This window comes from Gaetbulibacter sp. NE (assembly GCF_025548475.1).
GTDB lineage: Bacteria > Bacteroidota > Bacteroidia > Flavobacteriales > Flavobacteriaceae > Gaetbulibacter_B > Gaetbulibacter_B jejuensis.
In genome coordinates this window covers 45,307-69,858 of sequence record NZ_JAOQHY010000006.1, presented here as the reverse complement: position 1 = coordinate 69,858, position 24,552 = coordinate 45,307, and the positions used below count along the sequence as shown (strand labels likewise).

General features: G+C 32.6%; 20 protein-coding genes. 13 read left to right on the top strand and 7 right to left on the bottom strand.

Going from position 1 to position 24,552, the window contains the following annotated elements; genetic code table 11:
* Positions 1–35: 35 nt before the first annotated feature.
* Positions 36–617 carry an NUDIX hydrolase gene (locus tag OD803_RS08830; protein WP_129761404.1) on the top strand — a complete coding sequence of 194 codons (582 nt, stop codon included), beginning with the start codon at positions 36–38 and terminating at the stop codon, positions 615–617.
* On the opposite strand, the gene OD803_RS08825 is transcribed toward OD803_RS08830, so the two are convergent.
* The gene (locus OD803_RS08825; protein WP_262733164.1) at positions 614–2,353 is read right to left on the bottom strand and encodes a M14 family metallopeptidase; all 1,740 of its coding nucleotides are present in this window, start codon (positions 2,351–2,353) and stop codon (positions 614–616) included. The two genes, OD803_RS08830 and OD803_RS08825, sit on opposite strands and share 4 nt — an antisense overlap.
* A 157-nt stretch (positions 2,354–2,510) precedes the next feature.
* On the opposite strand from OD803_RS08825, the gene OD803_RS08820 reads away from it, so the two are divergent.
* Together OD803_RS08820 and ctlX are read left to right on the top strand one after the other, a co-directional pair.
* Positions 2,511–2,909 (top strand): hypothetical protein, encoded by a 399-nt coding sequence (locus tag OD803_RS08820; protein WP_129761402.1) that lies wholly within the window; start codon positions 2,511–2,513, stop codon positions 2,907–2,909.
* A gap of 81 nt (positions 2,910–2,990) precedes the next feature.
* Complete coding sequence (gene ctlX, locus OD803_RS08815) at positions 2,991–3,923, top strand: citrulline utilization hydrolase CtlX (RefSeq protein ID WP_262733163.1); 933 nt, start codon at positions 2,991–2,993, stop codon at positions 3,921–3,923.
* Here ctlX and OD803_RS08810 read toward each other — a convergent pair whose 3' ends face one another.
* Positions 3,924–6,008, bottom strand: a complete 2,085-nt coding sequence (locus OD803_RS08810; RefSeq protein ID WP_262733162.1) for an ATP-binding protein — start codon at positions 6,006–6,008, stop codon at positions 3,924–3,926. It abuts the gene before it with no gap.
* Positions 6,009–6,642: 634 nt separating this feature from the next.
* Between OD803_RS08810 and argS the strand changes: the two genes are divergently transcribed.
* The 3 genes from argS to yidC all read left to right on the top strand — a co-directional run bounded on the left by argS (position 6,643) and on the right by yidC (position 12,120).
* Complete coding sequence (gene argS, locus OD803_RS08805; protein WP_262733161.1) at positions 6,643–8,418, top strand: arginine--tRNA ligase; 1,776 nt, start codon at positions 6,643–6,645, stop codon at positions 8,416–8,418.
* Between the two features lie 91 nt (positions 8,419–8,509).
* The gene (locus OD803_RS08800) at positions 8,510–10,150 is read left to right on the top strand and encodes a CTP synthase (RefSeq protein WP_262733160.1); all 1,641 of its coding nucleotides are present in this window, start codon (positions 8,510–8,512) and stop codon (positions 10,148–10,150) included.
* Positions 10,151–10,218: 68 nt separating this feature from the next.
* Complete coding sequence (yidC, locus tag OD803_RS08795) at positions 10,219–12,120, top strand: membrane protein insertase YidC (RefSeq protein WP_262733159.1); 1,902 nt, start codon at positions 10,219–10,221, stop codon at positions 12,118–12,120.
* Positions 12,121–12,220: 100 nt separating this feature from the next.
* On the opposite strand, the gene OD803_RS08790 is transcribed toward yidC, so the two are convergent.
* On the bottom strand, positions 12,221–13,213 hold the full coding sequence (locus tag OD803_RS08790) for a fasciclin domain-containing protein (protein WP_262733158.1): 993 nt from the start codon (positions 13,211–13,213) through the stop codon (positions 12,221–12,223).
* Between the two features lie 59 nt (positions 13,214–13,272).
* Between OD803_RS08790 and OD803_RS08785 the strand changes: the two genes are divergently transcribed.
* From OD803_RS08785 to OD803_RS08770, 4 genes are all read left to right on the top strand, one after another.
* The gene (locus OD803_RS08785) at positions 13,273–13,983 is read left to right on the top strand and encodes a toxin-antitoxin system YwqK family antitoxin (protein WP_262733157.1); all 711 of its coding nucleotides are present in this window, start codon (positions 13,273–13,275) and stop codon (positions 13,981–13,983) included.
* Between the two features lie 99 nt (positions 13,984–14,082).
* Positions 14,083–15,270, top strand: coding sequence for a tRNA 2-thiouridine(34) synthase MnmA (gene mnmA / locus OD803_RS08780; protein ID WP_262733156.1), 1,188 nt, complete (start codon positions 14,083–14,085; stop codon positions 15,268–15,270).
* Between the two features lie 32 nt (positions 15,271–15,302).
* On the top strand, positions 15,303–16,922 hold the full coding sequence (locus OD803_RS08775) for a S8 family serine peptidase (protein WP_262733155.1): 1,620 nt from the start codon (positions 15,303–15,305) through the stop codon (positions 16,920–16,922).
* A complete protein-coding gene (locus OD803_RS08770) occupies positions 16,923–17,870 on the top strand; it encodes an NAD(P)H-dependent flavin oxidoreductase (protein WP_262733154.1) in 948 nt (315 codons plus the stop codon).
* A 183-nt stretch (positions 17,871–18,053) separates the two neighbouring features.
* Here OD803_RS08770 and OD803_RS08765 read toward each other — a convergent pair whose 3' ends face one another.
* Entirely contained in the window at positions 18,054–19,001 is a 948-nt protein-coding gene (locus OD803_RS08765) for a hypothetical protein (protein ID WP_262733153.1), read from the bottom strand.
* A gap of 408 nt (positions 19,002–19,409) precedes the next feature.
* Here OD803_RS08765 and OD803_RS08760 point away from each other — a divergent pair, with 408 nt between their 5' ends.
* The 3 genes from OD803_RS08760 to OD803_RS08750 are packed head-to-tail and all read left to right on the top strand — an operon-like array spanning position 19,410 to position 21,583.
* Positions 19,410–20,783, top strand: a complete 1,374-nt coding sequence (locus OD803_RS08760) for an MATE family efflux transporter (protein ID WP_262733152.1) — start codon at positions 19,410–19,412, stop codon at positions 20,781–20,783.
* 2 nt (positions 20,784–20,785) lie between these two features.
* Entirely contained in the window at positions 20,786–21,013 is a 228-nt protein-coding gene (locus OD803_RS08755) for a hypothetical protein (RefSeq protein WP_262733151.1), read from the top strand.
* Positions 21,014–21,583 (top strand): phosphatase PAP2 family protein, encoded by a 570-nt coding sequence (locus tag OD803_RS08750; RefSeq protein WP_131508198.1) that lies wholly within the window; start codon positions 21,014–21,016, stop codon positions 21,581–21,583.
* Here the strand turns inward: OD803_RS08750 and OD803_RS08745 are convergent.
* The 3 genes from OD803_RS08745 to OD803_RS08735 are packed head-to-tail and all read right to left on the bottom strand — an operon-like array spanning position 21,573 to position 24,539.
* Entirely contained in the window at positions 21,573–23,210 is a 1,638-nt protein-coding gene (locus tag OD803_RS08745) for an ArnT family glycosyltransferase (protein WP_262733150.1), read from the bottom strand. The two genes, OD803_RS08750 and OD803_RS08745, sit on opposite strands and share 11 nt — an antisense overlap.
* A complete protein-coding gene (locus OD803_RS08740) occupies positions 23,188–23,826 on the bottom strand; it encodes a lipid-A-disaccharide synthase N-terminal domain-containing protein (RefSeq protein ID WP_129761386.1) in 639 nt (212 codons plus the stop codon). The genes OD803_RS08745 and OD803_RS08740 overlap by 23 nt, the downstream gene beginning before the upstream one ends.
* A complete protein-coding gene (locus OD803_RS08735; RefSeq protein ID WP_129761385.1) occupies positions 23,826–24,539 on the bottom strand; it encodes a glycosyltransferase family 2 protein in 714 nt (237 codons plus the stop codon). Before OD803_RS08735 ends, OD803_RS08740 begins: the two co-directional genes overlap by 1 nt.
* Between the last annotated feature and the right edge of the window lie 13 nt (positions 24,540–24,552).

The following is a 24,552-nucleotide window of genomic DNA, read 5'->3' as shown; positions in this document are numbered from 1 at the left end:
ATTTTTACCATTGAAAACCTATTTGCCCAAATATTATGTATAAAGTTTTTGTAGGTGACAAACCAATTATATTAACGACTATTGTTAGTGAAGAAACTAACTTTAAAAACTATTTATTAGATACAGTTAATATTGGTAAAGTTATAAAAGAACTTAATTCTACCAGTTTGGAAGAGGTGAGATTAATACACAAAAACCCTGATAAACTCCTTAAAAAATTTTTAAAGAAATTACCAAATGTAGTTGCAGGAGGTGGTAAGGTTATTAATGAAAAAGGAGAAACACTGTTTATCTACCGAAATAAAAAATGGGACTTACCAAAAGGAAAAGCTGAAGCTAAAGAATCGATAGAAGAAACCTCAATTAGAGAAGTGGAAGAGGAGACAGGTGTTAAAGGTCTTGAAATTGTAAAACCGCTTGATACTACCTATCACATTTTTAAGCGAAATGGTAAGCACAAAATAAAAGTAACTTACTGGTTTGAGATGAAAACAACTTACTCAGGTAAACTTGAACCAGAAGAGAAAGAAGGTATTACCAAGGTAGAATGGCTCAACGAAACGCAACGTCAAGAAGCTATGACAAACTCTTATGCTAATATTAAAATTTTGGTTTAGTGCAATCTGTACACAGGATATTGTAGGTGAGCTTTTTCGTAATAGTCACTTTGTTTGTGTAGCCAATCTAATTGCGCATACCAGTTATTGTTAAAATTAGTATCTGTTTGTTTTTTCTGTTCAAATTCTGTTTTTAAATCAGGGTTTTTATCTAATAATTCTTTAGCAATATCTTCCCATACATAAGGTGAAAAACCTTCTTTTTGTTGCAGAATTGTGTCAAAAAAGTTCCAGTTAAAGAATGAGTCTGGTGCTTCAGGCTCTAAAGTTTCCATTAAATACCTAAACGCATTTTGATGTGTGTTAATAATATAATCGCCTTTCAAAAATGTTATTTCTTTTTCTGTTTTAACAACTTTTGTATTGTAATGCTGATAATGGCCTTCATAAGGCATTTTTCTGCTCTCATAACTTTCAATCTCATAGGATTCTACTGTTATTGTAGTGTCCTTTTCAAACTTGCGCATTTCTACTTGATTAAGTTTTAAAAGTTCAATTACTTTCCACCAACCTTGTGGAATAATGTAAGCACTTGGTATAGTTACTTCAATGCTTGGTTCAAAATAGTTGTTGTAAACCACATCTTTTGTAAATGGTTTTGTGCGATCATATTTTAAGCGCTGCGCTCCAGTAACTTCACTAGGTATTCTATTGCCTTCATATCCTTTAAAACTTAATGTAGAGGTTTTGCTAGTATCGATTTTCCAATCTAGCGTATAGGTCTCAGCATAATCACGAATATGTTCTTCTGTGCTTATTTGTTTCCATTGTATTTTTTGATAGTCTTCTTCAATAATATCAATCATACTTTTCATAAGTTCATAAGTGCCTTCAACACGTTGTTTGTAGGGTTTTAGCATGTGAGTTTCAACCATCATACCTAAAGTGTTAAATAGTGTTGTGTAACCAGTAGAGTATCTTGGGTAGTCCATAAACTGATTAAAACCAGTCTCTGGAGTTCTGTTAAATACATTGACGTAAGGTGTAATATCCCAATTTTTTGCGGCTAGTTTTTCTTCTAGTTTAGGCATCATTTCGGTATGGATATAATTGCCTAAATCGCCTCCTAATTTATTGTGTTGTGTGAATAAATGAGTGAGCGTATATTGGTAGTCTGCACCATTGCTTACATGATTATCAATAAATACATCAGGGTTTACTAAATGATAAATCTCAGTAAAAGCACGTGCGTTTTTGGTGTCACATTTTATAAAATCTCTGTTGAGGTCATAGTTTTGAGCATTTCCTCTAAAACCATACGATACAGGTCCATTCTGGTTTGTTCTTGTTGTAGAATTTCTATTTAAGCTACCTCCAATGTTATATATTGGTATGGTTGCTAAAACAGTGTGTTTAGGCATTTCAATAGTGCCTTGAGCAATATCTCTGTAAAGCAGCATTGTGGCATCTATACCATCGCTTTCACCAGGATGAATGCCATTATTGATAAGAAGTATGCGCTTATTGTTGGCTCTTATTTGCGAAAAATCAAAAACTTTGTCAGGGTTTAATGTTACAAGATGAAGTGGTTTGCCAGAATCTGTCTTACCAATTGAGTCTATCGAAATTTCAGGGTAAGCTTGGGCTAAGTTTTTATAATAGAGTATGGTTTCTTCATAAGTGGCAGTTTCCTTGCCTTCACTTTTTTCAAAAACAGTAGTGAAATCATAAGTTTTTTTGGGGTTGTTTTGGGAGCAAGAACACAGTATTATAAAAAGTAGCGCAAATTTTTTCATGTGTATGATTTTTGATATTTCAAACTTACTTAAAATAGTAATTGATTTTAAGATTGTTATCGTTTTATGTTAGAATATCGTGGATTTATTTTGTCAAAACCTTAGCAAAATCAAGGATTTTTTTTATTTTTAACTATCCCTTATTAACTAAAATAATATGCAAGAAAGAGAGCTTTCTCACAAATTGTCATTTGGCACTATTATTATTCTCAATGAGCATTTAGCTGAGGTAATTATTGACGAAGGTGTTGAAATGGACAAAAAACTAATGGAAGAATATCATAATTTTTTACTCGAAAATTTAACACCTCCATTTTCACTTTTAGTAAACAAACTTCATTCTTACTCTTATACTTTTGATGTTCAACGTAAGATTTCAAAATTGAAAGAAGTTTTTGCTGTAGCAGTTGTTGTGAACTCAATTGGTAGTAAAATGGCTACTAAAACAATATTGAGTTTGAATAATGATGAAAACTGGACAATGAAAATGTTTTATCTAAGAGAAGAAGCTTTGATATGGCTTAATGAAGAGAAAAATAAAAGAATTTCAATGTAAATTTTAACACATACTTCATTGATGTCTTTAGAGAAAAATACATTTTAAAATAGTAATTTTGCAGCAGAATTTTTACCAATAATGCAACAGATTACGAATACTATTTTAATGATTCGTCCTATAAACTTTAGGATGAACGAACAGACAGCTGTCAATAATTATTTTCAAGAAACTATAGATGTTAAAAACGCTGAGATTAATGCCAAAGCTCAAGAAGAGTTTGACGCTTTTGTAGCAAAGTTAAGGCAAGTAGGCATTAATGTAATTGTTGAGCAAGATGATGTGTTAGCAGATACTCCAGACTCGATTTTTCCTAATAACTGGGTAAGTTTTCATGAAAATGGTGATGTTGCAATTTATCCAATGTTTGCCGAAAACAGAAGAAAGGAAAGACGCGAAGAGATATTTGTTAGGCTTGAAAACGAAGGCTTCAAAATTGAAAATATTATTGACTATACAAGTGCAGAAGATGAAGGTGTTTTTCTTGAAGGAACAGGAAGTTTATTGTTAGATAGAGCTAATGGTAAAGCCTATTGTGCGTTATCACCTAGAGCAGACGAAGAGTTGTTTATTGAGTTTTGTGAAGATTTCGACTATTTTCCTGTAGTATTTACCGCTAACCAAACTGTAGATGGTAAGCGATTACCAATTTACCATACTAATGTAATGATGTGTTTAGCTGAAAACTTTGCTGTGATTTGCTTGGATACTATTGATGATAAAAAAGAACGCAAAAATGTTATTCAGCATCTAAAATCTGATGGTAAAGAAATTATAGAAATTACTGAGTCTCAAATGCATCAGTTTGCTGGTAACATGCTTCAATTAAAAGGAGCAAACAATACACCTTATTTAATAATGAGTAAAGCTGCTCATGATAGTTTGACAGCATCGCAAATCTTAAAAATTGAAAAGCATTGTGAGATAATTTCTAGCTCTTTAGAAACTATAGAAACTTGTGGAGGCGGAAGTGCTCGTTGTATGATGGCTGAGGTGTTTTTACCTAGAGCTTAATTATTCTGCTGATTTTACTTTTGGAAGCTCAACAAAAAATTTAGTTCCCACATTTTGAACACTTTCAACCCAAATTCTACCATCATTAAGTTCAACAAGTTCTTTGCAAATAGTTAATCCTAATCCTGTACCTTTTTCGTTTTTGGTACCTATTGTAGTAAATGTATTGTTCTTAAATAGCTTGTTTAGATTCTCTGGAGAAATACCAACTCCAGTATCTTCTACGCATATTAAGGATTTACCATTTTGGTCTCTGTTTGAAACAGTTATAGCATCACCAATTCTACTAAACTTAACAGCATTTGTAAGTAGATTTTGGATTACAATTTCTATCATGCTTTTATCGGCATAAACAAAATCTCTTTGCGACTCATCAATTAAAACAATTCGTTTTTGTTCAACCTTTTGTTCTATTAATCCCATTTTATTGTGGAATACATCTTGGATGTTGAATAACTCAGGGTTAGACTCTAAGTTTTGCATTTGGGATTTAGACCAGTTTAATAGGTTAAAAAGTAATAAAGAAGCATTGTCAGCATTCTCACTTAACTCAGGGATAAGCTCATAAAACTCTTCTTTGGTAAGGCTGTCTTCGCGAAGCAAATCAATAAATCCTTTAATGGACGAAATCGAATCTTTTAAATCGTGAGATACTATAGAAAACAAACGATCTTTAACTTTGTTAACCTCTTCTAAATGATGTGTTTGTTCTAATATAGCTTCGTTTTGTAACTCTATCTGTTTGTTTTTTTCTTCAAGTTCTCTAGCGTATTCTAAACGTTTTCTATGTTTTAGGTGAGAAATAACTAAAACAAGTAAGGATACTAAAATAGCAAAAGCTAAGACGTAACTTAGTAGTTTTAATCGTTTAATAGATTTTTCATTTTCTTTATTTATTGCTTCATTTTCAATACTCACCTCGTTAGTAAACGCTTCGTCAATATTGGTTTCAGTAACAGGAGTAGTAATTACAGGTATTTTGGGTTGACTCTCTTTATCAAGTTCAGTTTTTAAGTCATAATATTTTCCTTGCCAGAAAAATGCATTTTGATATTGCTTTTGTATGGAGTCTAGTTCTTTGTGGAGTTTGTAGTTTTTTAAAAGCTCATGTTTGTTAACTCCATTTTTTGCAATACTGTAGGCTTCGTCTAATTGCGCTTGGGCAAGTTTTAACTTGTTTTGTTTTAAATTGAGATGACCTATGGAGTTTAATGACCTAAGTAATCCATCTTCATTTTGTGTGTTTCTGTTGTATTTTAATCCTTCAAGTAAATACTCTGCGGCTTTTTCATATTCTCTAAACTGCAAATATTCTTCACCAATTCGAGGTAAAATTTCTCCTCTTAAGTCATTATCATTTTCAGTATCTAAAAGATTTAAAACTTTCTCAAAATACTCAATAGCTTTTCTGTGTTCTTTTCTTTCAGAATAAAGTAAAGCAATGTTTTTGGTTGAGTTTTTAATTCCAGCATTGTCTTGTAGTTGGGTTCTAACGTTTAATGCCTTATAATTAAACTCAAGCGCTTTATCTATTTGGTTTGTATTGTAGTAAGCTTCGGCTAAACTATTGTAGGCTAAACTAAGTTCTTCTCTCAAGTTCATGCGTTCAAAAACCTGAATAGCTAATAAAGCATTTTCAAGACCTTCAGCATAGTTTCCACGTTTAATTTCAATAAGACCAATGCCATTACTAACTCTAGCATAACCTAGTGTGTCGTCAAGTTCTTTAAATAGTCTCTTGGACTTATTGTAACTATCAATTGCGTTGTAGTAATCATTTTTTGTTGAATAAATAAGGGCTTTAAAATATTTGGCTTCGGCAATTGCTCTTTTATATTTTAAAGTTTCAGATAACCTTTCAGTTTGGTCAATAAACAATAACGCTTTTTTGTAGTCTTTTACAGTATATAGCTTTTCAATTAATAAAAGGGAAGTTTCAACCTTTGCAGAATCCTGAGGTTGGTAAGCTAATTGAATAGTTAGGTGTTCAATCTCTGATTGAATAAAAAGACTATCCTTCTCTATTTTTTGAGCAAAAGTAGAGAGCACAGAAAAAAAAGCAGCTAAAGTTATTAACTGTTTCATCTTCTACAATTAGTGTTATAAATTGCAATACTGCTTTGACGCCAACTTGCCTTGAGGGATAGGAAAAGTAAAAACACAAAACACAATAACAATCCTGTTAAAGGTTGAAAAATAGGTATCATCAACGATTGGGACTTTGATTAATAGCTTTCCAAAAATCTTTAAAAGGGTTATAAAAAGCTAATTTCTAGGTTTTACTACCAAAAAATTAGATAAAAGGAATATTATTTAAATTTAAAAATTTTCCTACTCGATGAACGGTAAAAAATCATAGAAAAACTACACTTTTATCGACGAAATGCACGTTAATTAAAGTTATTAACAAATTTTTGTTTAAAATATTGATTGTCAGAATTTTAGTATTAAAAATGAATTTTGAAGTAATTTGATAACGCTACGCTATAACTTCACAAAACTTAATTAATTTACCATTCTTAATTTAAGACTGTTATTTTTTTCAAACAAGAGTATATTTTAAAAAGCAGACTTCAATGGCAAATTGTCAATCGCTCTTTTTGCATTCCATATAAACTTAGATTTCGGTATTGTGCTTTAAGATTAAGTATTTAAGCGGCATTGGGTCTTAAAATTTTAATAAAAATGCTATCTTTGCACACTTAAAAATTAACTACAAATGAGTCTTCAAGATATATTGACAAAACACGTACAAGAAGCTATAACTTCATTGTATAACGCTAATTTAGAATCGGTTGAATTCCAAGCTACTCGTAAGGAATTTGCTGGAGATATAACAATTGTTGTTTTTCCTATGTTGCGTGTTGTAAAAGGTAATCCTGTGCAAATAGGAGAAGCTGTAGGTCAATATCTTGTTGAAAAGGTTGATGAGGTAAAAGCATTTAATGTAGTTAAAGGTTTTTTGAATGTTGAAATTAATGATGCTTACTACCTGAATTTCTTTAACGAAATTTCTAATCAAGCCTCTTATGGATTGGTAACACCAAAAGAAGGCGACAATGCAATAATGGTAGAGTATTCTTCACCAAATACCAATAAACCATTACACCTTGGTCATATTAGAAATAACTTGTTAGGATATAGCGTTGCCGAAATTTTAAAAGCATCTGGAAAAAAGGTATACAAGACTCAAATTATAAACGATAGAGGTATTCATATTTGTAAAAGTATGTTGGCTTGGAAACGTTACGGTAATAATGAAACTCCTGAAAGCACAGGCTTAAAAGGCGATAAGCTGGTAGGTAATTATTATGTGAAGTTTGACCAAGAGTATAAAAACGAAATTCAGCAATTAGTAGAAGAAGGAAAGACTGAAGAAGATGCAAAAAAACAAGCTCCTATTTTGGTAGAAGCTCAGCAAATGCTTCAAAAATGGGAATCTGGAGATCCTGAAACAGTTGCGCTTTGGGAAAAAATGAACGGTTGGGTTTATGAGGGATTTGATGTTACGTATAAAAACTTAGGTGTTGATTTTGACAAACTGTATTATGAAAGTCAAACCTATTTATTAGGAAAAGAATTTGTTGCCGAAGGATTGAAAACAGGAGTTTTCTTTAAAAAAGAAGATGGCTCAGTGTGGTGCGACCTTACTGATGAAGGACTTGATGAAAAAATCGTACTTCGTAGTGATGGTACAGCAGTATATATGACACAAGACATTGGTACAGCTATTCAACGTATTAAAGATTTTCCTGATGTTGGCGGAATGGTTTACACTGTAGGTAACGAGCAAGATTACCATTTTAAAGTACTGTTTTTAATCCTCAAAAAATTAGGTTTTGATTGGGCTAAAAACTTATACCATTTAAGCTATGGTATGGTCGATTTACCTTCAGGAAAAATGAAAAGTAGAGAAGGTACTGTTGTAGACGCTGACGATTTAGTAGAAGACATGGCTAAAACTGCTGAAGAGATTTCTGAAGAACTTGGTAAGTTAGACGGTTATACTCAAGAAGAGAAACAAGAACTATACAAAACCATTGGTCTTGGTGCTTTAAAATATTACATCCTTAAAGTAGATCCAAAAAAGCGAATTCTTTTCGATCCTAAAGAATCTATCGATTTTCAAGGAAATACAGGACCATTTATTCAATATACTTATGCAAGAATTCAGTCTATTTTAAGAAAGTCTGATGTGGATACGTCTACAAAAGTTTCAGTCGATTTACATGAAAAGGAAAAAGAATTGCTAAAGCAAATTCAACTGTTTCCTGAAGTGGTTCAAAACGCAGCAGAACAACATAGTCCTGCTTTAATTGCTAATTACACTTATGATTTAGTGAAAGAGTTCAATTCATTTTATCAAAATGTATCTATACTTGGTGCTGATAATGACAACGAAAAACAGTTTAGAGTACAGTTATCTAAGGTAGTTGGTAACACCATTAAAAATGCGTTTGGGCTATTAGGAATTAATGTTCCTGAACGTATGTAATAATATTGTATTTTTAATAGCAATTAAAACCCAAAACACTACCTAATAACTATTAAAATTTTGTAAATTTGCCTGCGTTTAAAAGCGCAACATGACAACAAACACAAAATACATCTTTGTAACTGGAGGCGTAAGTTCTTCCTTAGGAAAAGGAATTATAGCTGCTTCATTGGCAAAATTACTTCAGGCTCAAGGTTACAGAACAACAATCCAAAAATTAGACCCTTACATTAACGTTGACCCAGGAACTCTTAATCCTTATGAGCATGGTGAATGTTATGTTACCGATGATGGTGCCGAAACCGATTTAGATTTGGGTCACTACGAGCGTTTTTTAAACGTGCCTACAAGTCAGTCAAACAACGTTACTACTGGACGAATTTATCAAAGTGTTATTGAAAAGGAACGTAGAGGGGAGTTTTTAGGTAAAACGGTTCAAGTTATTCCTCATATTACTGACGAAATTAAAGAACGTATTCAAATCTTAGGAAAATCAGGAGATTACGATATTGTTATTACTGAAATTGGAGGAACCGTTGGTGATATTGAATCCTTACCTTACATTGAAGCTGTGCGTCAATTGCGTTGGGATTTAGGTCAAGACAACGCTATCGTTATTCACTTAACATTAATTCCATTTTTATCTGCAGCTGGTGAGTTAAAGACAAAACCTACTCAGCATAGTGTAAAAACCTTAATGGAAAGTGGAGTTCAAGCAGATATTTTAGTTTGCAGAACAGAACATGAATTACCTGAAGATTTAAGACGAAAACTAGCTTTATTCTGTAATGTTCGTGAAGAGGCTGTTATTCAATCTATAGATGCATCAACAATTTACGATGTGCCTAACTTAATGTTAGAACAAGGTTTGGATAAAGTAGTACTTAAAAAATTAAATTTAGAAAGTGATACTCCAGATTTAACGCAATGGAATCAGTTTTTAAACCGACATAAAAACCCAAAAGGAGAAGTTACTATTGGACTTATTGGAAAATATGTTGAACTCCAAGATTCATACAAATCAATACTTGAAGCTTTTATTCATGCAGGAGCAGAAAATGAAGTGAAAGTAAATGTAGAATCTGTTCATTCAGAATTTTTAACACCAAAAAATGCTGCTGGTAAACTTCAACATTTAGATGGAGTATTAGTTGCTCCTGGTTTTGGAGAGCGTGGTATAGAAGGAAAAATTGAAGCGGTTAGGTATGTGAGAGAGCATAATATTCCGTTTCTAGGGATTTGCTTAGGTATGCAAATGGCAGTTATTGAGTATTCTAGAAACGTACTTGGATTAAAAGATGCCAATTCAACTGAAATGGATGAGCAAACGCAATATCCTGTTATTGACCTTATGGAATCTCAAAAAGATATTACTGATAAAGGTGGAACTATGCGTTTAGGTGCTTGGGATTGCGAACTAATAAATGGTAGTATTGTACAACAAGTGTATGGTTCAAATGCTGTAAAAGAGCGTCATAGACATCGTTATGAATTTAATAACGCATTTAAAACGCAAATTGAAGACGCAGGTATGAAAGCTACAGGGTTTAACCCTGAAACTGGTTTGGTTGAAATTGTTGAAATTCCTTCACATAGCTGGTTTGTTGGTGTGCAGTACCATCCTGAATATAAGAGTACTGTTGCAAATCCGCATCCTTTATTTGTAGCATTTGTAAAAGCTGCTTTAAACTTTAAAAAAGACGAGAAAAGTGTCAGTATGACACAAAAATAATATTGGACAGTTTTTTGATACACCAAAAGACATCCACTCCTAACTTTAATTGGGGAAACTAAATACTTATGGAAGAAAAAAAATTAGACGTTAATTCCGTTATTGGGTTTATACTTATTTTCGGAATATTATTATTCATGCTTTGGCAAAACCAACCAACAGAAGAAGAGTTAGCCGAACAAGAAAAAGCAAAACAAGAGCAAATTGAAGCTGAGAAAAAGCAACAAGCACAAGAGGCAACATTAACTACAACTGCTCAAGACTACTCAAACAGTTCAGTAAAAGACTCTACACAATTAGAGGCATTAAAATTAAAATTAGGCGCTTTTGCTTATGCAGCAACGTTGCCTTCAGCAACTGATGGAGAAACTGCTGTTGAGACTGATGTGTTTTCTTTAAAGTTTAGTAATAAAGGTGGATACTTGTCAGAAGTTAAGCTGAAAAACTTTGTCGATTACGATTCTGTTCCTATTCATTTAATAAAAAAGAATAATGTTGATTTTAATATCAATTTTGGAACAACAGATAATAGAACCCTAAATACTAAAGAGCTTTATTTTCAACCATCGGTTACTAAAAATGGTGAAAACACTATAGTTTCTATGAAATTAAAAGTGTCTGAAACTAAGTTTTTAGAATATCGTTATGAACTAAAACCTGATGATTATATGATTGGGTTTACCGTTAAATCTCAAGGTTTAAATGATGTTATCAATGGTTCTCAAAATATAGATTTAAACTGGCAACTTGATGGATACAGACATGATAGAAGTATTCAGTATGAAAACCGTTACACACGATTAACTTATCAGCATGATGGTAAAAAAATAGACAAGTTGGCGCAAACTGGTGATGACGAAGAAGATGTTGAAGATGTTAGCTGGTTATCATACAGACAGCACTTTTTCAGCTCTATTTTAGTATCTGATGCACCTTTTAAAACTGTAAAATTAACGTCTAAGAATTTAGTTGAAGATGAAGATGTAGATACGTTGTTTACAAAATCATTTGCTTCAAAGTTACCGTTACAAGTAAAAGGTGGAGAGCTTAATGAAAACATGAGTTTTTATTATGGACCAACTGATAGTAAAGTATTAAAGACTTACGACCAAAATCTTGAAGAAAGTATTCCTTTTGGATGGGGAATTTTTGGATGGATCAACAAGTCGGTATTTATTCCTCTATTTGGATTTTTAAGTAGCTTTTTACCTTATGGTATTGCTATTATTGTGATGACTATTTTGGTTAAAATTTTATTGTCGTTTGTACAATACAAACAGTTTTTGTCACAAGCAAAAATGAAAATTCTTAAGCCAGAATTAGACGCAATAAGAGAAAAGTACAAAGACAATAAATTAAAAGCACAACAAGAAACTATGAGCTTGCAAACAAGAGCAGGAGCAAGCCCATTGAGTGGCTGTTTACCTGGTTTAATGCAAATTCCTGTGTTTTATGCGTTGTTTATGTTTTTCCCAACAGCTTTTGATTTACGTCAGAAAAAATTCCTTTGGGTTGATGATTTATCGTCTTATGATATCATTGCTGAACTTCCTTTTAATATTCCATTATATGGTGATCACGTGAGTTTGTTCCCAATATTGGCAGCTATTGCAATTTTCTTCTACATGCGTATGACTACAGGTCAGCAAGTAGCAGCTCAACCTACTCAAGAAGGTATGCCTGATATGCAAAAGATGATGAAATACATGATTTATTTTTCACCATTATTAATGCTTATATTTTTTAACCAATACGCTTCAGGATTGAGTTTGTATTACTTTATTTCAAACTTAATTAGTATAGGTATTATGTTAGTGATTAAAAACTTTATCATTGATGAAGATAAAGTGTTGGCTAAAATTCAAGAGAAAAAGAAACAACCTAAAAAGGAAAGTCGTTTTCAGCGAAAAATGAAAGAAATGATGGAGCAAGCTGAACAACAAAAACGCCAACAACAAGGAAGAAAGTAAATTAAGATTATCTAATTAATAACTAAAAAAGCCTTTAAACATTTTTGTTTAAAGGCTTTTTGGCTAACTAAAACTAATCAATTAATACAATCACTATTAATTATAGAGGAGGTAATATTACTTTATCTATGGCATGAATTACTCCATTTGTTGCTTGAACATCTACAGCAATAATGTTGCTAACTCTATCATTTATATCAGTTAATGTCGCTCCACCAGTAACATTTGCTGTAATATCTCCACCTAAAGTGCTAACTGTCATATCGTCCATTAAAGCTGTTGATCTTACATTAGCTCCAGCTACTGCATGGTGATCTAATGTTGCTTTTAAAGTTGGTTCATCTATATCTGATAAGCTATTTAATGATAATTCGGCTAATAAGTCACTAAAAGCGTCGTTTGTTGGTGCAAACACAGTAAAAGGAGCAGGAGCTGTTCCGTTAGCTGTTGATAATGTTGTAACGTAGTCAAATGTTAAATCATCTCTTGTTAAAGCAGTAACTAAAGTTGAAAAATTAGGATCTGCTGTTGCAAAAGTAACTACATCTGGTAATCCTATAACAGCATCAACAATATGTACTGTTCCGTTTGAAGCATCAATATCTGGAGTTGTAACTGTAGATATACCATTAAATGTTACACCACTAGAAGTGTTGAAATATAAACTAAGCTTGTTGCCTCCAACACCATCTGCATTTGTTGAAGTGTAACCAGAACCCATAGTGGTTAGGTCTGTAGAAGTTACGTCAGCTGAAATAACATGATTCAATAAAATTTGTGATAAAACATCTGTAGGTACTTCGTCTAAGCTTGCAAAACCATTATCTGATAAAAAGGTTGCAAAAGCATCGTTTGTTGGAGCAAGTACTGTATATGGTCCATTACCAGAAAGTACTACATCTAGGTTACCATCAGCAGCTTGTAATGCAGCAACAAGACTACTTAAGTTTGGTGCTGTTAACGCAGTTTCAACAATGTTTAACTCTTCAGGAGTTCCTCCATCATTGTTATCGTCATCACTACTGCAAGATTGAAATGCAAATACTACAGAAAGTATTAGGGCAAATTTTGAAATGTTTGAAATAATTTTCATTTTTTTGAGTTTTAATGTTCAACATATACAAACGTCAGTTTGTTTAACAAATTTACAAAATGTTTAAACAAAATATTATAACAGTTATAATTTTAACATTTTTTTATGCAAATTTATCTGCGCAAAATTCTATAAATCAATACGATAATAACGGGAAACGTCATGGTGTTTGGAAAAAGAACTTTGACAAAACCAACGAGCCTCGTTATGAAGGACAGTTTGAGCATGGAAAGGAAGTAGGTGTTTTTAAATACTATACGCTTAAACAAAAAAAGAGTGTATTGAGTGCTACCAAAACATTTAACCCTAACAACAATATTGCTGAGGTTAAATTTTTCGCTTCAACAGGTAAACTTATTAGTGAAGGCAAAATGAACGGAAAACTCTTTATAGGTAAGTGGGTATTTTACCATAATAAAAGTGATGCTGTCATGTCTATTGAATATTATAATGATAAAGGCGAGTTACATGGCGAAAAGCAAGTACTATATGATAATGGACAAATAGCAGAAAAAACAAACTACGTCAACGGGAAAATAGAAGGTATTTCAACTTGGTATTCTGAAAAAGGGGTTGTAGTAAAAGAATTTAGTTATGAAAATGATGAATTACACGGCTTGTCTAAATACTATAATGCAGATGGACAGTTATTGGCTGAAGGGGAATACAAGCGTGGTAAAAAGCATGGTATTTGGAAGTATTATACCAATGGGAAACTGACTGAGGAAAAGAATTTTACAAAAACGAGTAACAACCCTAAACAACAATAGTTATAAACTATAAATAGCATAATTTTTTATAATGGTAACTTTGTAGAGTTGCCATTTTTTATTTTGTAATTTTGCAAAATCAAATTTTAAAGGAAAATCGTGAAACGAGTTATAGTAGGACTTTCAGGTGGTGTTGATTCTAGTGTTGCGGCTTATTTATTAAAGGAGCAAGGTTATGAGGTTATTGGCTTGTTCATGAAAAACTGGCATGATGATTCAGTAACTATTTCTGATGAATGTCCTTGGCTAGATGATAGTAATGACGCTATGTTGGTAGCAGATAAATTAGGTATACCTTTTCAAACAGTAGACTTAAGTGAGCAATATAAAGAGCGCATTGTAGACTATATGTTTGATGAATACCAAAAAGGACGCACGCCAAATCCTGACGTACTCTGCAACCGAGAGATAAAATTTGATGTCTTCATGAAAATTGCTCTCGATTTAGGAGCAGATTATGTGGCAACTGGTCATTATTGCAGAAAAGGAACGCTTCAAAAAGATGGTGAAGAAATTTATCAATTATTAGCTGGTGTTGATGGTAACAAAGACCAATCTTATTTCTTATGTCAGTTGTCGCAAGAGCAGCTGTCAAAAGCATTATTCCCTATAGGTGAGTTAACAAAACCACAAGTTAGAGAAATAGCAACAAAACTCGATTTGGTAACAGCTGAGAAAAAAGATTCTCAAGGATTATGTTTTATTGGTAAAGTAAGACTGCCTGAGTTTCTTCAGCAAAAATTAAAACCTAAAGAAGGTGTTATTGTTGAGATACCACAAGCTATTGATGTGTATAAGCAAGAAACTCCTGAGTTTAATTCTGAAGAAGAAAAACTACAATATTTATCACGAAAAATTGAGTATTCTATTACTGATGGAAAAGTTGTAGGGAAGCATCAAGGAGCACATTATTTTACTAAAGGTCAACGAAAAGGATTAGCTGTTGGTGGTACTGCTGAACCATTATTTGTAATTGACACTAATGTTGATGATAATATCATTTACACAGGTCAAGGAAAATCGCATCCTGGTTTATTAAAAAAAGCACTTTTTGTCAATAACGATGAATTGCATTGGATTCGTGAAGATTTAGCTTTAAATGTTGATGAAACAATGAAGGTGAAAGCGCGTATTAGATACCGTCAACCTTTACAAGAAGCAATTTTACATAAAGTTGATGGTGGACTTTACGTTGAGTTCGAAGCTGCACAATCTGCAATTACCGAAGGTCAATTTGTGGCATGGTATTTAAATGATGAATTAGTTGGTTCAGGAGTAATTTCTTAAATTGCAGTTGCAATACTCCCAAATGCCAACGCATGAAACACAAAATACTTTTACTTCTTTTTACAGTTTTTGCCTTTCAGTTATATGCGCAAGATGAAGACGCTTGGGTGTATTTGGAAGAAAAGGAAAATGTTGAAACTGCAATAAGTAATCCGTTAACTATTCTTACACAAAGAGCAATAGACCGAAAGAACGCTCATGGTGTTATTATAGATGCCAGAGATGTTCCTGTAAACGAAAATCATATTACCACATTAAAAGCACAACAAGGAATTACGGTTATGGCAAAGTCTAAATGGCTTAATGCTGTTCATGTTAGAGGAACGGTTGAAAACATCAATATGCTTTTAGATTTAGAGTTTGTAGTTAGTATCGATTTTGCTGATAAAAGCTTGAATACTGAAAGTGGAAGATTTTCAGAAAATGAAGATAAATTTGAAATAGAAGAAACACTAACCGATTTCACCTACGGAAATACCCAAAACCAAGTACAAATGATAAGTGCAGATGATTTGCATTTAGATGATTTTACTGGCGAAGGTATGCTGGTTGCGGTTTTAGATGCAGGCTTTACAAATGTTAATACCATGTCAGCTTTTCAACGCTTGAGAGATAATGGCGATTTATTGGATGGTTATGATTTTGTAGACAGAACAGAAAATGTATATGCCTATACAGCAAATACTCATGGTACAAGAGTGTTGAGTACAATGGCAGCTTATGTGCAAGACGAGTATGTTGGTACTGCTCCAGATGCATCGTATTATTTATTTAGAACTGAAGATGCAGGAAGCGAAAACCCTGTTGAAGAAAGTTATTGGGTTGAAGCTGCTGAACGTGCAGACAGTTTAGGTGTTGATGTCATAAACACTTCTTTAGGATATACAACTTATGATAATCCTAATTACAGCTACACTAACGAAGATATGGATGGTCAAACCGCATTTATTACAAGAGGCGCAACTATTGCTTCAGAAAAAGGAATGTTGGTAATTACATCGGCTGGAAATTCTGGTGGTAATGCTTGGGTAATTGTTGGTGCTCCTGCCGATTCGCCAAACGTATTATCCATTGGAGCAGTTGATAGCAACGAGGATTATGCGTTTTTTAGCTCTCAAGGAAGTACTATCCAACCCACACAAAAACCTGATGTTGCAGCTCAAGGTTTAGGAGCTTATGTGGTTAATGAAAATGATGAAATTATCACTAATAACGGTACATCATTAAGCTCGCCAATTCTAGCTGGAGGAGCTGTATGTTTGTGGCAAGCATTACCTAATGCTTCAAATACCGAAATTATGCAGTACATAAGGATGTCTGCTTCACAATATGCCACACCAGACAATTTTTTAGGCTACGGAATTCCAGATTTAGCCTTAGCTTATAACATAGCATTGTCTATGCAAGAACAGGAAATTGCTGAATTTAAACTTTTTCCAAATCCAGTAAATAATCTTTTAAATATCCATATTCCTAGTCAATTTGAATCTACTAATTTTTTAATGTATGATATGGTTGGGAATGTAATTTTGGAACAGACACTATCAAACTCAATAGAACAAATGGATTGTTCTGAAATTGCTTCAGGTGTGTATGTGTTAGTACTTCAATCTGGAGACTCATCAAAAACGTTTAAACTTATTAAATCATAAATGACAAACAGAATTACCAAACTGTTCAATATTCAATATCCTATTGTTCAGGCAGGAATGATTTGGAATAGTGGTTGGAGGTTAGCTTCAGCTGCTAGCAACTCAGGTGTTTTAGGACTTTTAGGAGCAGGTTCAATGTATCCTGAAGTATTACGTGAGCATATTCAAAAATGTAAAAAAGCAACTGATAAACCATTTGGTGTTAATGTGCCAATGTTGTATCCAAATATTGAAGAGATTATGGATATTATTGTTGAAGAAGGTGTAAAGATTGTATTCACTTCAGCAGGAAATCCAAAAACTTGGACCTCTTGGTTACAAGAAAGAGGGATAACTGTTGTGCATGTGGTGAGTAGTGTAAAATTTGCTTTAAAGGCACAAGGTGCAGGAGTAGATGCAATTGTAGCAGAAGGATTTGAGGCTGGAGGCCACAATGGAAGAGATGAAACAACTACACTTACTTTAATACCTATGGTAAAAGAGCAATTGCAGATACCATTAATAGCAGCAGGAGGTATTGCCACAGGAAAGGCGATGCTTGCAGCTATGGTTTTAGGTGCAGATGGTGTTCAAATAGGAACACGATTTGTGGCGAGTGAAGAATCATCGGCACATGCTGCCTTTAAAAATGTTGTTGTTGATGCTAAAGAAGGTGACACGCAATTAACTTTAAAAGAGTTGGCTCCTGTACGATTAGTGAAAAATAAGTTTTATAACGACGTTCAGGAATTATACAAAAAAGGACCAACGGTTGAAGAGTTGAAAACCTTATTAGGTAGAGCAAGAGCAAAAAAGGGAATGTTTGAAGGTGACCTTGTTGAAGGAGAGCTTGAAATTGGGCAAATTTCAGGCTTAATTCATGATATAAAACCAGTAGCTGAAATTGTAACTGATATTGTTGAAGAATACAGAGAAGCCAAAGAAAATATCAAAAACGAGATGTTTTAGGTTATTCATTAAAAATTCTGTCAATTCGAGTGAATTTTACGATTGAAAAATGAGTAAAATTTATATCGAGAATAAGAATTTAATGCTTAAAAAGGTTCTCGATACGATTTTTTATCAAAAAAATCACTCGAACTGACATTTGTGAGCAAGTTATAAACCTAAAAGAAAAATCAATAGATTAAATTATTTCTCGATAAGGTTTGTAATAGAGATTTTATACAATCTACTTAAACCATTTTCATAGCTGTAAAAAATAGTTTTTAAATCTTCAATGCTTTGTTTTTCTTCAAAGCTAGTCATTTTTAATCGTTTGCTTGTAAAGTATAAAATGCCATTTTGAGTATCAACAAATGGGCAATATTCCATTTTGTTGGAGTTAACTTTTTGTCCCATGTTTTTAGAAATACTCCATTCGCCATTTTCCTGCTTGTAACTTACATATAAATCACCACTACCATAACCATCATCACGATTATAGCAAGTATAGATTATAAAAGATTCATCAGGAGCTATAAAAGCATTAAACTCATAACCTTCAGAATTAATAGAGTCACTTAAAGGTTTAGGTTGTGTATATGCTCCATTTTTAAATTCGCTAATGTATATGTCGTCTTTTCTTTTAAGAGAAGGATTATCTAATGTAAAATATAAGTTGTTTGAATTTGTAACCACAGGATAAAACTCGTCCATTTCAGTATTTACAGGAGCGCCTAAATTAATAGGAGCAGACCAAGAAGCTTCAGTAGAAGCGCGTTCAACATACCAAATATCAAAATCTTTTACAGTTGTAGATGTGTTGTCCATAGGTCTGTTCGATGCAAAAAATAACTTAAGACCATCACTTGAGAAGAAAGGTTCGATATCAAAATACTGTCCAGAGAATGAGATGATTTTAGGGTTACTCCATTTCGTGTCAGTTTTACTAACAATCATTAATGCAGAAATGTCTCCCATAAAACTTTGTGCAGAAAATACTGCTTCTTTTCCGTTGGGAGAAATGGCTAAATCTCTAACATTAGGAAACTGAGATACGATGTCTTCTAAAAAAGGCTCTATAACATCTTCAGTTGATGATTGAGAAAACGAAAATAAGCTGTAAAGAAAAATGATACTAAGGGTAATTTGTTTCATTGTTTGTGCTTTTAAGCAATTTACAAAACCTTAGCATTTGCAGATTTTAAAAATATGTTAATTTATAACAAGGCTAAAACCATAAAAAAAGAGGGTAGAAATACCCTCTTTTTATTGAAACGTTTTTTAACGTCATTAATTTTTTAAATCCCTCTAAAATAATAGCTAAAAAAGTTTCTTTATTTTCAATATATACCAAGTAAACACTGATAATTTACATTGAAAATAACTTTGATAAAAATATTGCTTTTAACTGATTTATAGAAATTATACTAAAGTAACTTATTAACAATCTGATTATATAATTGCTTGATATTCAATATTCATAAAGGTTTTTTGAAAAATATTCAGTGGAAAATTCTTATATAGTTTTCTATGGCATACCTTTGAAACCTCAAAAAAGCATAAGTGGTTTTATCAAATTATACTAAAGAATTCAAATACAACTGGAAACTTGCTGCTCCTGTAATGTTGGGCATGTTAGGACATACTTTTGTAAGTTTTATTGATAACATTATGGTTGGCCAATTAGGAACTGCTGAGTTGGCTGCAGTTTCACTTGGTAATAGCTTTATGTTTATTGCTATGTCTTTAGGTATTGGGTTTTCAACAGCCATTACACCTCTTGTGGCTGAAGCTGATGCAGCCAATGATTTTAAAAATGGAAAATCGGCTTTTAAACATGGATTGTTTTTATGTACAATACTAGGTATTTCATTGTTTTTAATGGTGTTTTTCGCTAAACCGCTTTTGTATTTAATGAAGCAACCTATTGAGGTCGTTGAGTTGGCAATTCCATATCTAGATTTGGTTGCTTTTTCTTTAATTCCGTTAGTGGTTTTTCAAGCATTTAAGCAGTTTAGCGATGGTTTGTCAATGACAAAATATCCTATGTATGCTACATTGATAGCTAATATTGTAAATGTTGTTTTTAACTATTTGCTCATTTTTGGGAAATTTGGTTTTCCTGAGTTGGGTATTGTAGGAGCTGCTTATGGAACATTGATTTCGCGATTTGTAATGGTGGCGTTTATTTGGATATTGTTGAGTAAAAAAGAAAAATCTAAAGCTTTTGTAACTAATATCAAGTTTTTTGTTTTAGATAAACTAATGCTTAACAAACTGATTAATTTAGGAACACCTAGCGCAATGCAAATGTTTTTTGAAGTAGCCATTTTTACAGCAGCTATATGGTTGAGTGGTTTACTAGGTAAAAACCCACAAGCGGCAAACCAAATTGCACTTAACTTATCGTCAATGACATTTATGGTAGCAATGGGACTTAGTGTTGCTGCAATGGTGAGAGTAGGAAACCAAAAAGGCTTGAATAACTTTTTAGAACTACGTAGAATCGCCATTTCTATATTTTTATTGGCAACAATACTTGCTATTTGCTTTGGTATTTGCTTCTTTTTGTTTCACAACCACCTACCAAAATTGTATGTAGATTATGACGATGCTGTAAACCTTGTTGACAATACCGAAGTGGTTAGTATCGCGTCAACGCTTTTAATTGCAGCAGCAATTTTTCAAATAAGTGATAGTGTTCAAGTTGTTGTTTTAGGTGCTTTAAGAGGTTTGCAAGATGTAAAAATACCAACTATAATTACCTTTGTTTCGTATTGGGTTATTGGATTTCCTATAAGTTATTTTTTAGGGAAAGAAGAAGTCTATGGAAGTTTTGGTATTTGGCTAGGACTTTTAGCAGGTTTAACAACTGCAGCAATTTTATTGTATATTCGATTTAATTATTTAACTAACAAACTCATTAAAACAGCATAATTATGGAACTGCCTAAATTTATACTTGGAGACAATACCCAATATCCTAATGCTATATATATTATTCATACCGATTTTCCTAGGTTTATTATTAATTTAGAAAATGATGAGGTAGAATGGTTAGAAGAATTTGATGAACACGATCAAAGAGAATTAGAGTCTGAAATTGAAAACTTAATTCAGGCAGCTACCGATTTTTACGATAGCGAAATAGAACAATACAACGATTAGATGATAGACCAATTAATAGAATACGATAAAGAATTATTCCTGTTTTTAAACAATTTAGGCGTTGAGTCTTGGGATGGATTTTGGATGTTTTACACCACAAAATTTTACTGGATTCCTCTTTATGCCATTTTACTATACTTAATGTTTAAAAATCACGACCGAAAAACGTTTTTAATAACTGTTTTGGTTGTAGCACTTATGGTGTCTTTTACTGACCAAGTTACCAACTTATTTAAATATGGCTTTGAACGTTTTAGACCTTGCCATGACGAGACCGTAAATTCATTAATGCGATTGGTAAAGCCTTCTTGTGGAGGTAGATATGGCTTTTTCTCAGGTCATGCCTCTAACTCAATGGCTGTAGCTGTATTTACAGGTTTAATGTTAAAACATAAATACAAGTATCTTATCTTTTTAATGCTATTTTGGGCAGCAGCAATGGCTTACAGTAGAGTGTATATAGGAGTGCATTTTCCGTTGGATATTTTCTGCGGAATGATTTTTGGCGCGCTATCAGGTTTTGGGTTTTATAAACTCAATAAGTACTTAGCTAAACGCTTTACTTCTTAGTAAGAATATAATAGGTGTTTACCAATCGTCCTCTATAACTTTTACTGTCTTTAGCTGAAGTGTTGAGGTCATAAGTAGCAACTTTTTCAATGTGGTATTTAGCGAGTAAGAGTTCTTGATGTTCAGGGCTTATACCATTAGCAAGCATCCCAAACACTGGTTCGTTAGGGAAATTTATTGTACCATCTTCTTGAGTTATATTTGGAATTTTATCACCAAACTGCCAAATCATTTCAGGTGAGATATAATTAAAACCATACACGTTTATAGCTTCTTTTTTAGTGTCTTCTTTTAAGTTTGAAATAGGTTTGTAATTATTGTCTATTAAAGCTGTTGAAAGCGGTAAACCAGATATTAATAATGCAGCAAAAAAGAAAATAGTGAGGTAAAATACCTTTTCCATGTTTTTTAGTTTCAACTGAACAAAAATTAGTACACTTAATAAAACTAAGGTTATGGAAGCTATGGCAAAAGGAAACATCATATAACCCGAAAGCTTTTCGCCTAAAAATAAATAACCTACAATAGGAAACGCTAAACCAATTAAGGCTATAAGTCCAAAATTAAAATACACAGGTATAGTTTCGCGCTTGTCCTTTAAACCTTTAAAGCATCTTATGAGATATTCAATATAAAAACCAGTGTTAATTGCTAAAGGAATTAAAACAGGCATTAGGTATCTTGATTTTTTCTCAGGAATTAATGAAAGCAAAATAACAGCAGTAATGGTCCAAATAAAACTAAACCTATAGGCTTCAGTATTACTCACTCTTCGCTTTAAATAGGGATATAATAAGCTAATAAAAGCAGGGATAGTCCAAATTCCGCTTTGCGTAAAAAAGCTCCAGTAATAGTAAAAAGGTCTTATATTGTAACTAGACCAATTTCCTGTTTCTCGTTCAGCAATGGCAGTAAAAGTTGCAGGATCGTTAACTCTTACATACAAGTACCACCAACCGCCAACAATAAGTCCAATGATTAAAAAAGCTAATAATGGTAATATCTGTTTTTTTATAGCAGTGAATTTAAAAACCACACCATAAGCAATTAAAAAAGGCAGTAATAAGGCATAAAAAGAAACAGGACCTTTACAAAGTATTGAGCATCCTAAAAACAAACCAGCTATAAGAATTGCTTTGAAATTGTTTGGAGCACCATGTAAGTATTGAAATAAAAAATAAATAGCCATTAACATAAACCCATGAGTAAAAATATCCCATGGAGCTTCAATACTAATTCCAATAACATAAAAGGAAGTCACTACAATTAAAGCATTAATTAAACTGTGGTTTTTATTATTTAAAAGTTTATTAGAAAGTAAGTAGGTAAAAACACCTGTGATTGCTATAAATATAATAGCAGGAAAGCGAATAGCTAGTAGGTTTTTTATTCCAAAAATCATCCCAAAAAACGCAGCTAACCAAGTTGGTAAAGGAGGCTTTTCATATCTAGCTTCACCATTCATGGTTGTAAGGAGCCAATTACCATCTGTTAGCATTTCTCTAGCAGTAATAAAATTACGTGCTTCCATAATACTTACTGAAAGGTATTTTACGCCAAAAGTGAGCATTAAAAGTACAAGTACTGTTATGGTAAGTATAGGGTTATGCTGTAGTTTTTTTAGCATTTGATTTTTTTATTAAGAATAAATTTCTGGCATAGATCATTAAACCAAGACCATGACCTATAAATAACACTGGATCTCTTCTGTAAACGGCATAAATAAGAATTAGCAAAGAACCTATTAAGCTCAACATCCAAAATCCAAAAGGAAGAGACGATTGCTTTTTGCGTTCAGAATAAATCCATTGGTAAATAAACCTAAACGTGAAAATAATTTGCGATACAATACCTAGGGTTAACAACCAAGTCGGAATAGCTTCATTTTTGAATAAAACATCTCTATCAATAACATTGTTGTTAAAGTAATATATGGCAATTAGAGTAGGAGCACCAAGTAAAATGTATTGCATTACTCTCGGGAATTTCTCCCATTCGCCTTGTAATTGCAAATTGCGTATATAAATAAAATAGGTTAACCCTTGTCCAAGCATAATGGCAAAATCATCTCTAAGATAGCCATATATAAAGAGTAAAAAAGAGGCAATTAAGCTTAAGGTCCAAAATAAGGTTGGAGTTATTACTTTTTGGTGTTTCTCAGAAGTTATCCATTGTATTATTAAGCGCGAAGAGAATAAAATCTGAGCGATAAAACCTATGCAATATATCAACCAATCGTTCATTAACCTTGTTTAGAAACTGTATAGTTGATGTACTTTTTTTTCATCCATAAGTAAGCAAAACAATCCATGAGTGGTCCAAGTAATCGGTTCCATAAACCAAATTTTGCAGTACCAGCAATTCTTGGAAAATGACGCACAGGAATTTGGGTAACTTTACCATTTTGCAATAATATCATTGCTGGTAAAAAACGATGTAAACCCTTAAACATAGGAATACGCTTAGCATATTCGGTTTTAATAACTTTTAAAGGACAACCAGTATCATCCATTCCGTCTTTGGTAAAAGCTCTTCTTATACCATTAGCAATTTTAGACGACATGTTTTTTACAAAACTATCTTTTCGGTCTGCTCTTACACCAGTTACTAAATCGTAAGTGTCAATATGTTTTAAAAGTAAATTAAAATCTTCAGGAGCAGTTTGTAAATCAGAATCTATATAACCTACAAGTTCAGTGTCAGCATAATCAAACCCAGCTTTTATAGCAGCACTTAAACCTCTATTAGCTTCAAACAAAATGTAGTTGAAAGCAGCGTTTCTATTGCAAATATCTTCAATAAGTTGCTGACTGCTATCTTTTGAGCCATCATTTACAAATAAAATTTTTGTAGGTAAGGAAGCGATTTTCGTGTAAGCCAGTAGTTCCTTTTCAACTCTCTCTAAATTATCTTCTTCATTATAAACAGGAACTATGATAGTGAATTTGTAATTCATCTGTTAAAAGTTA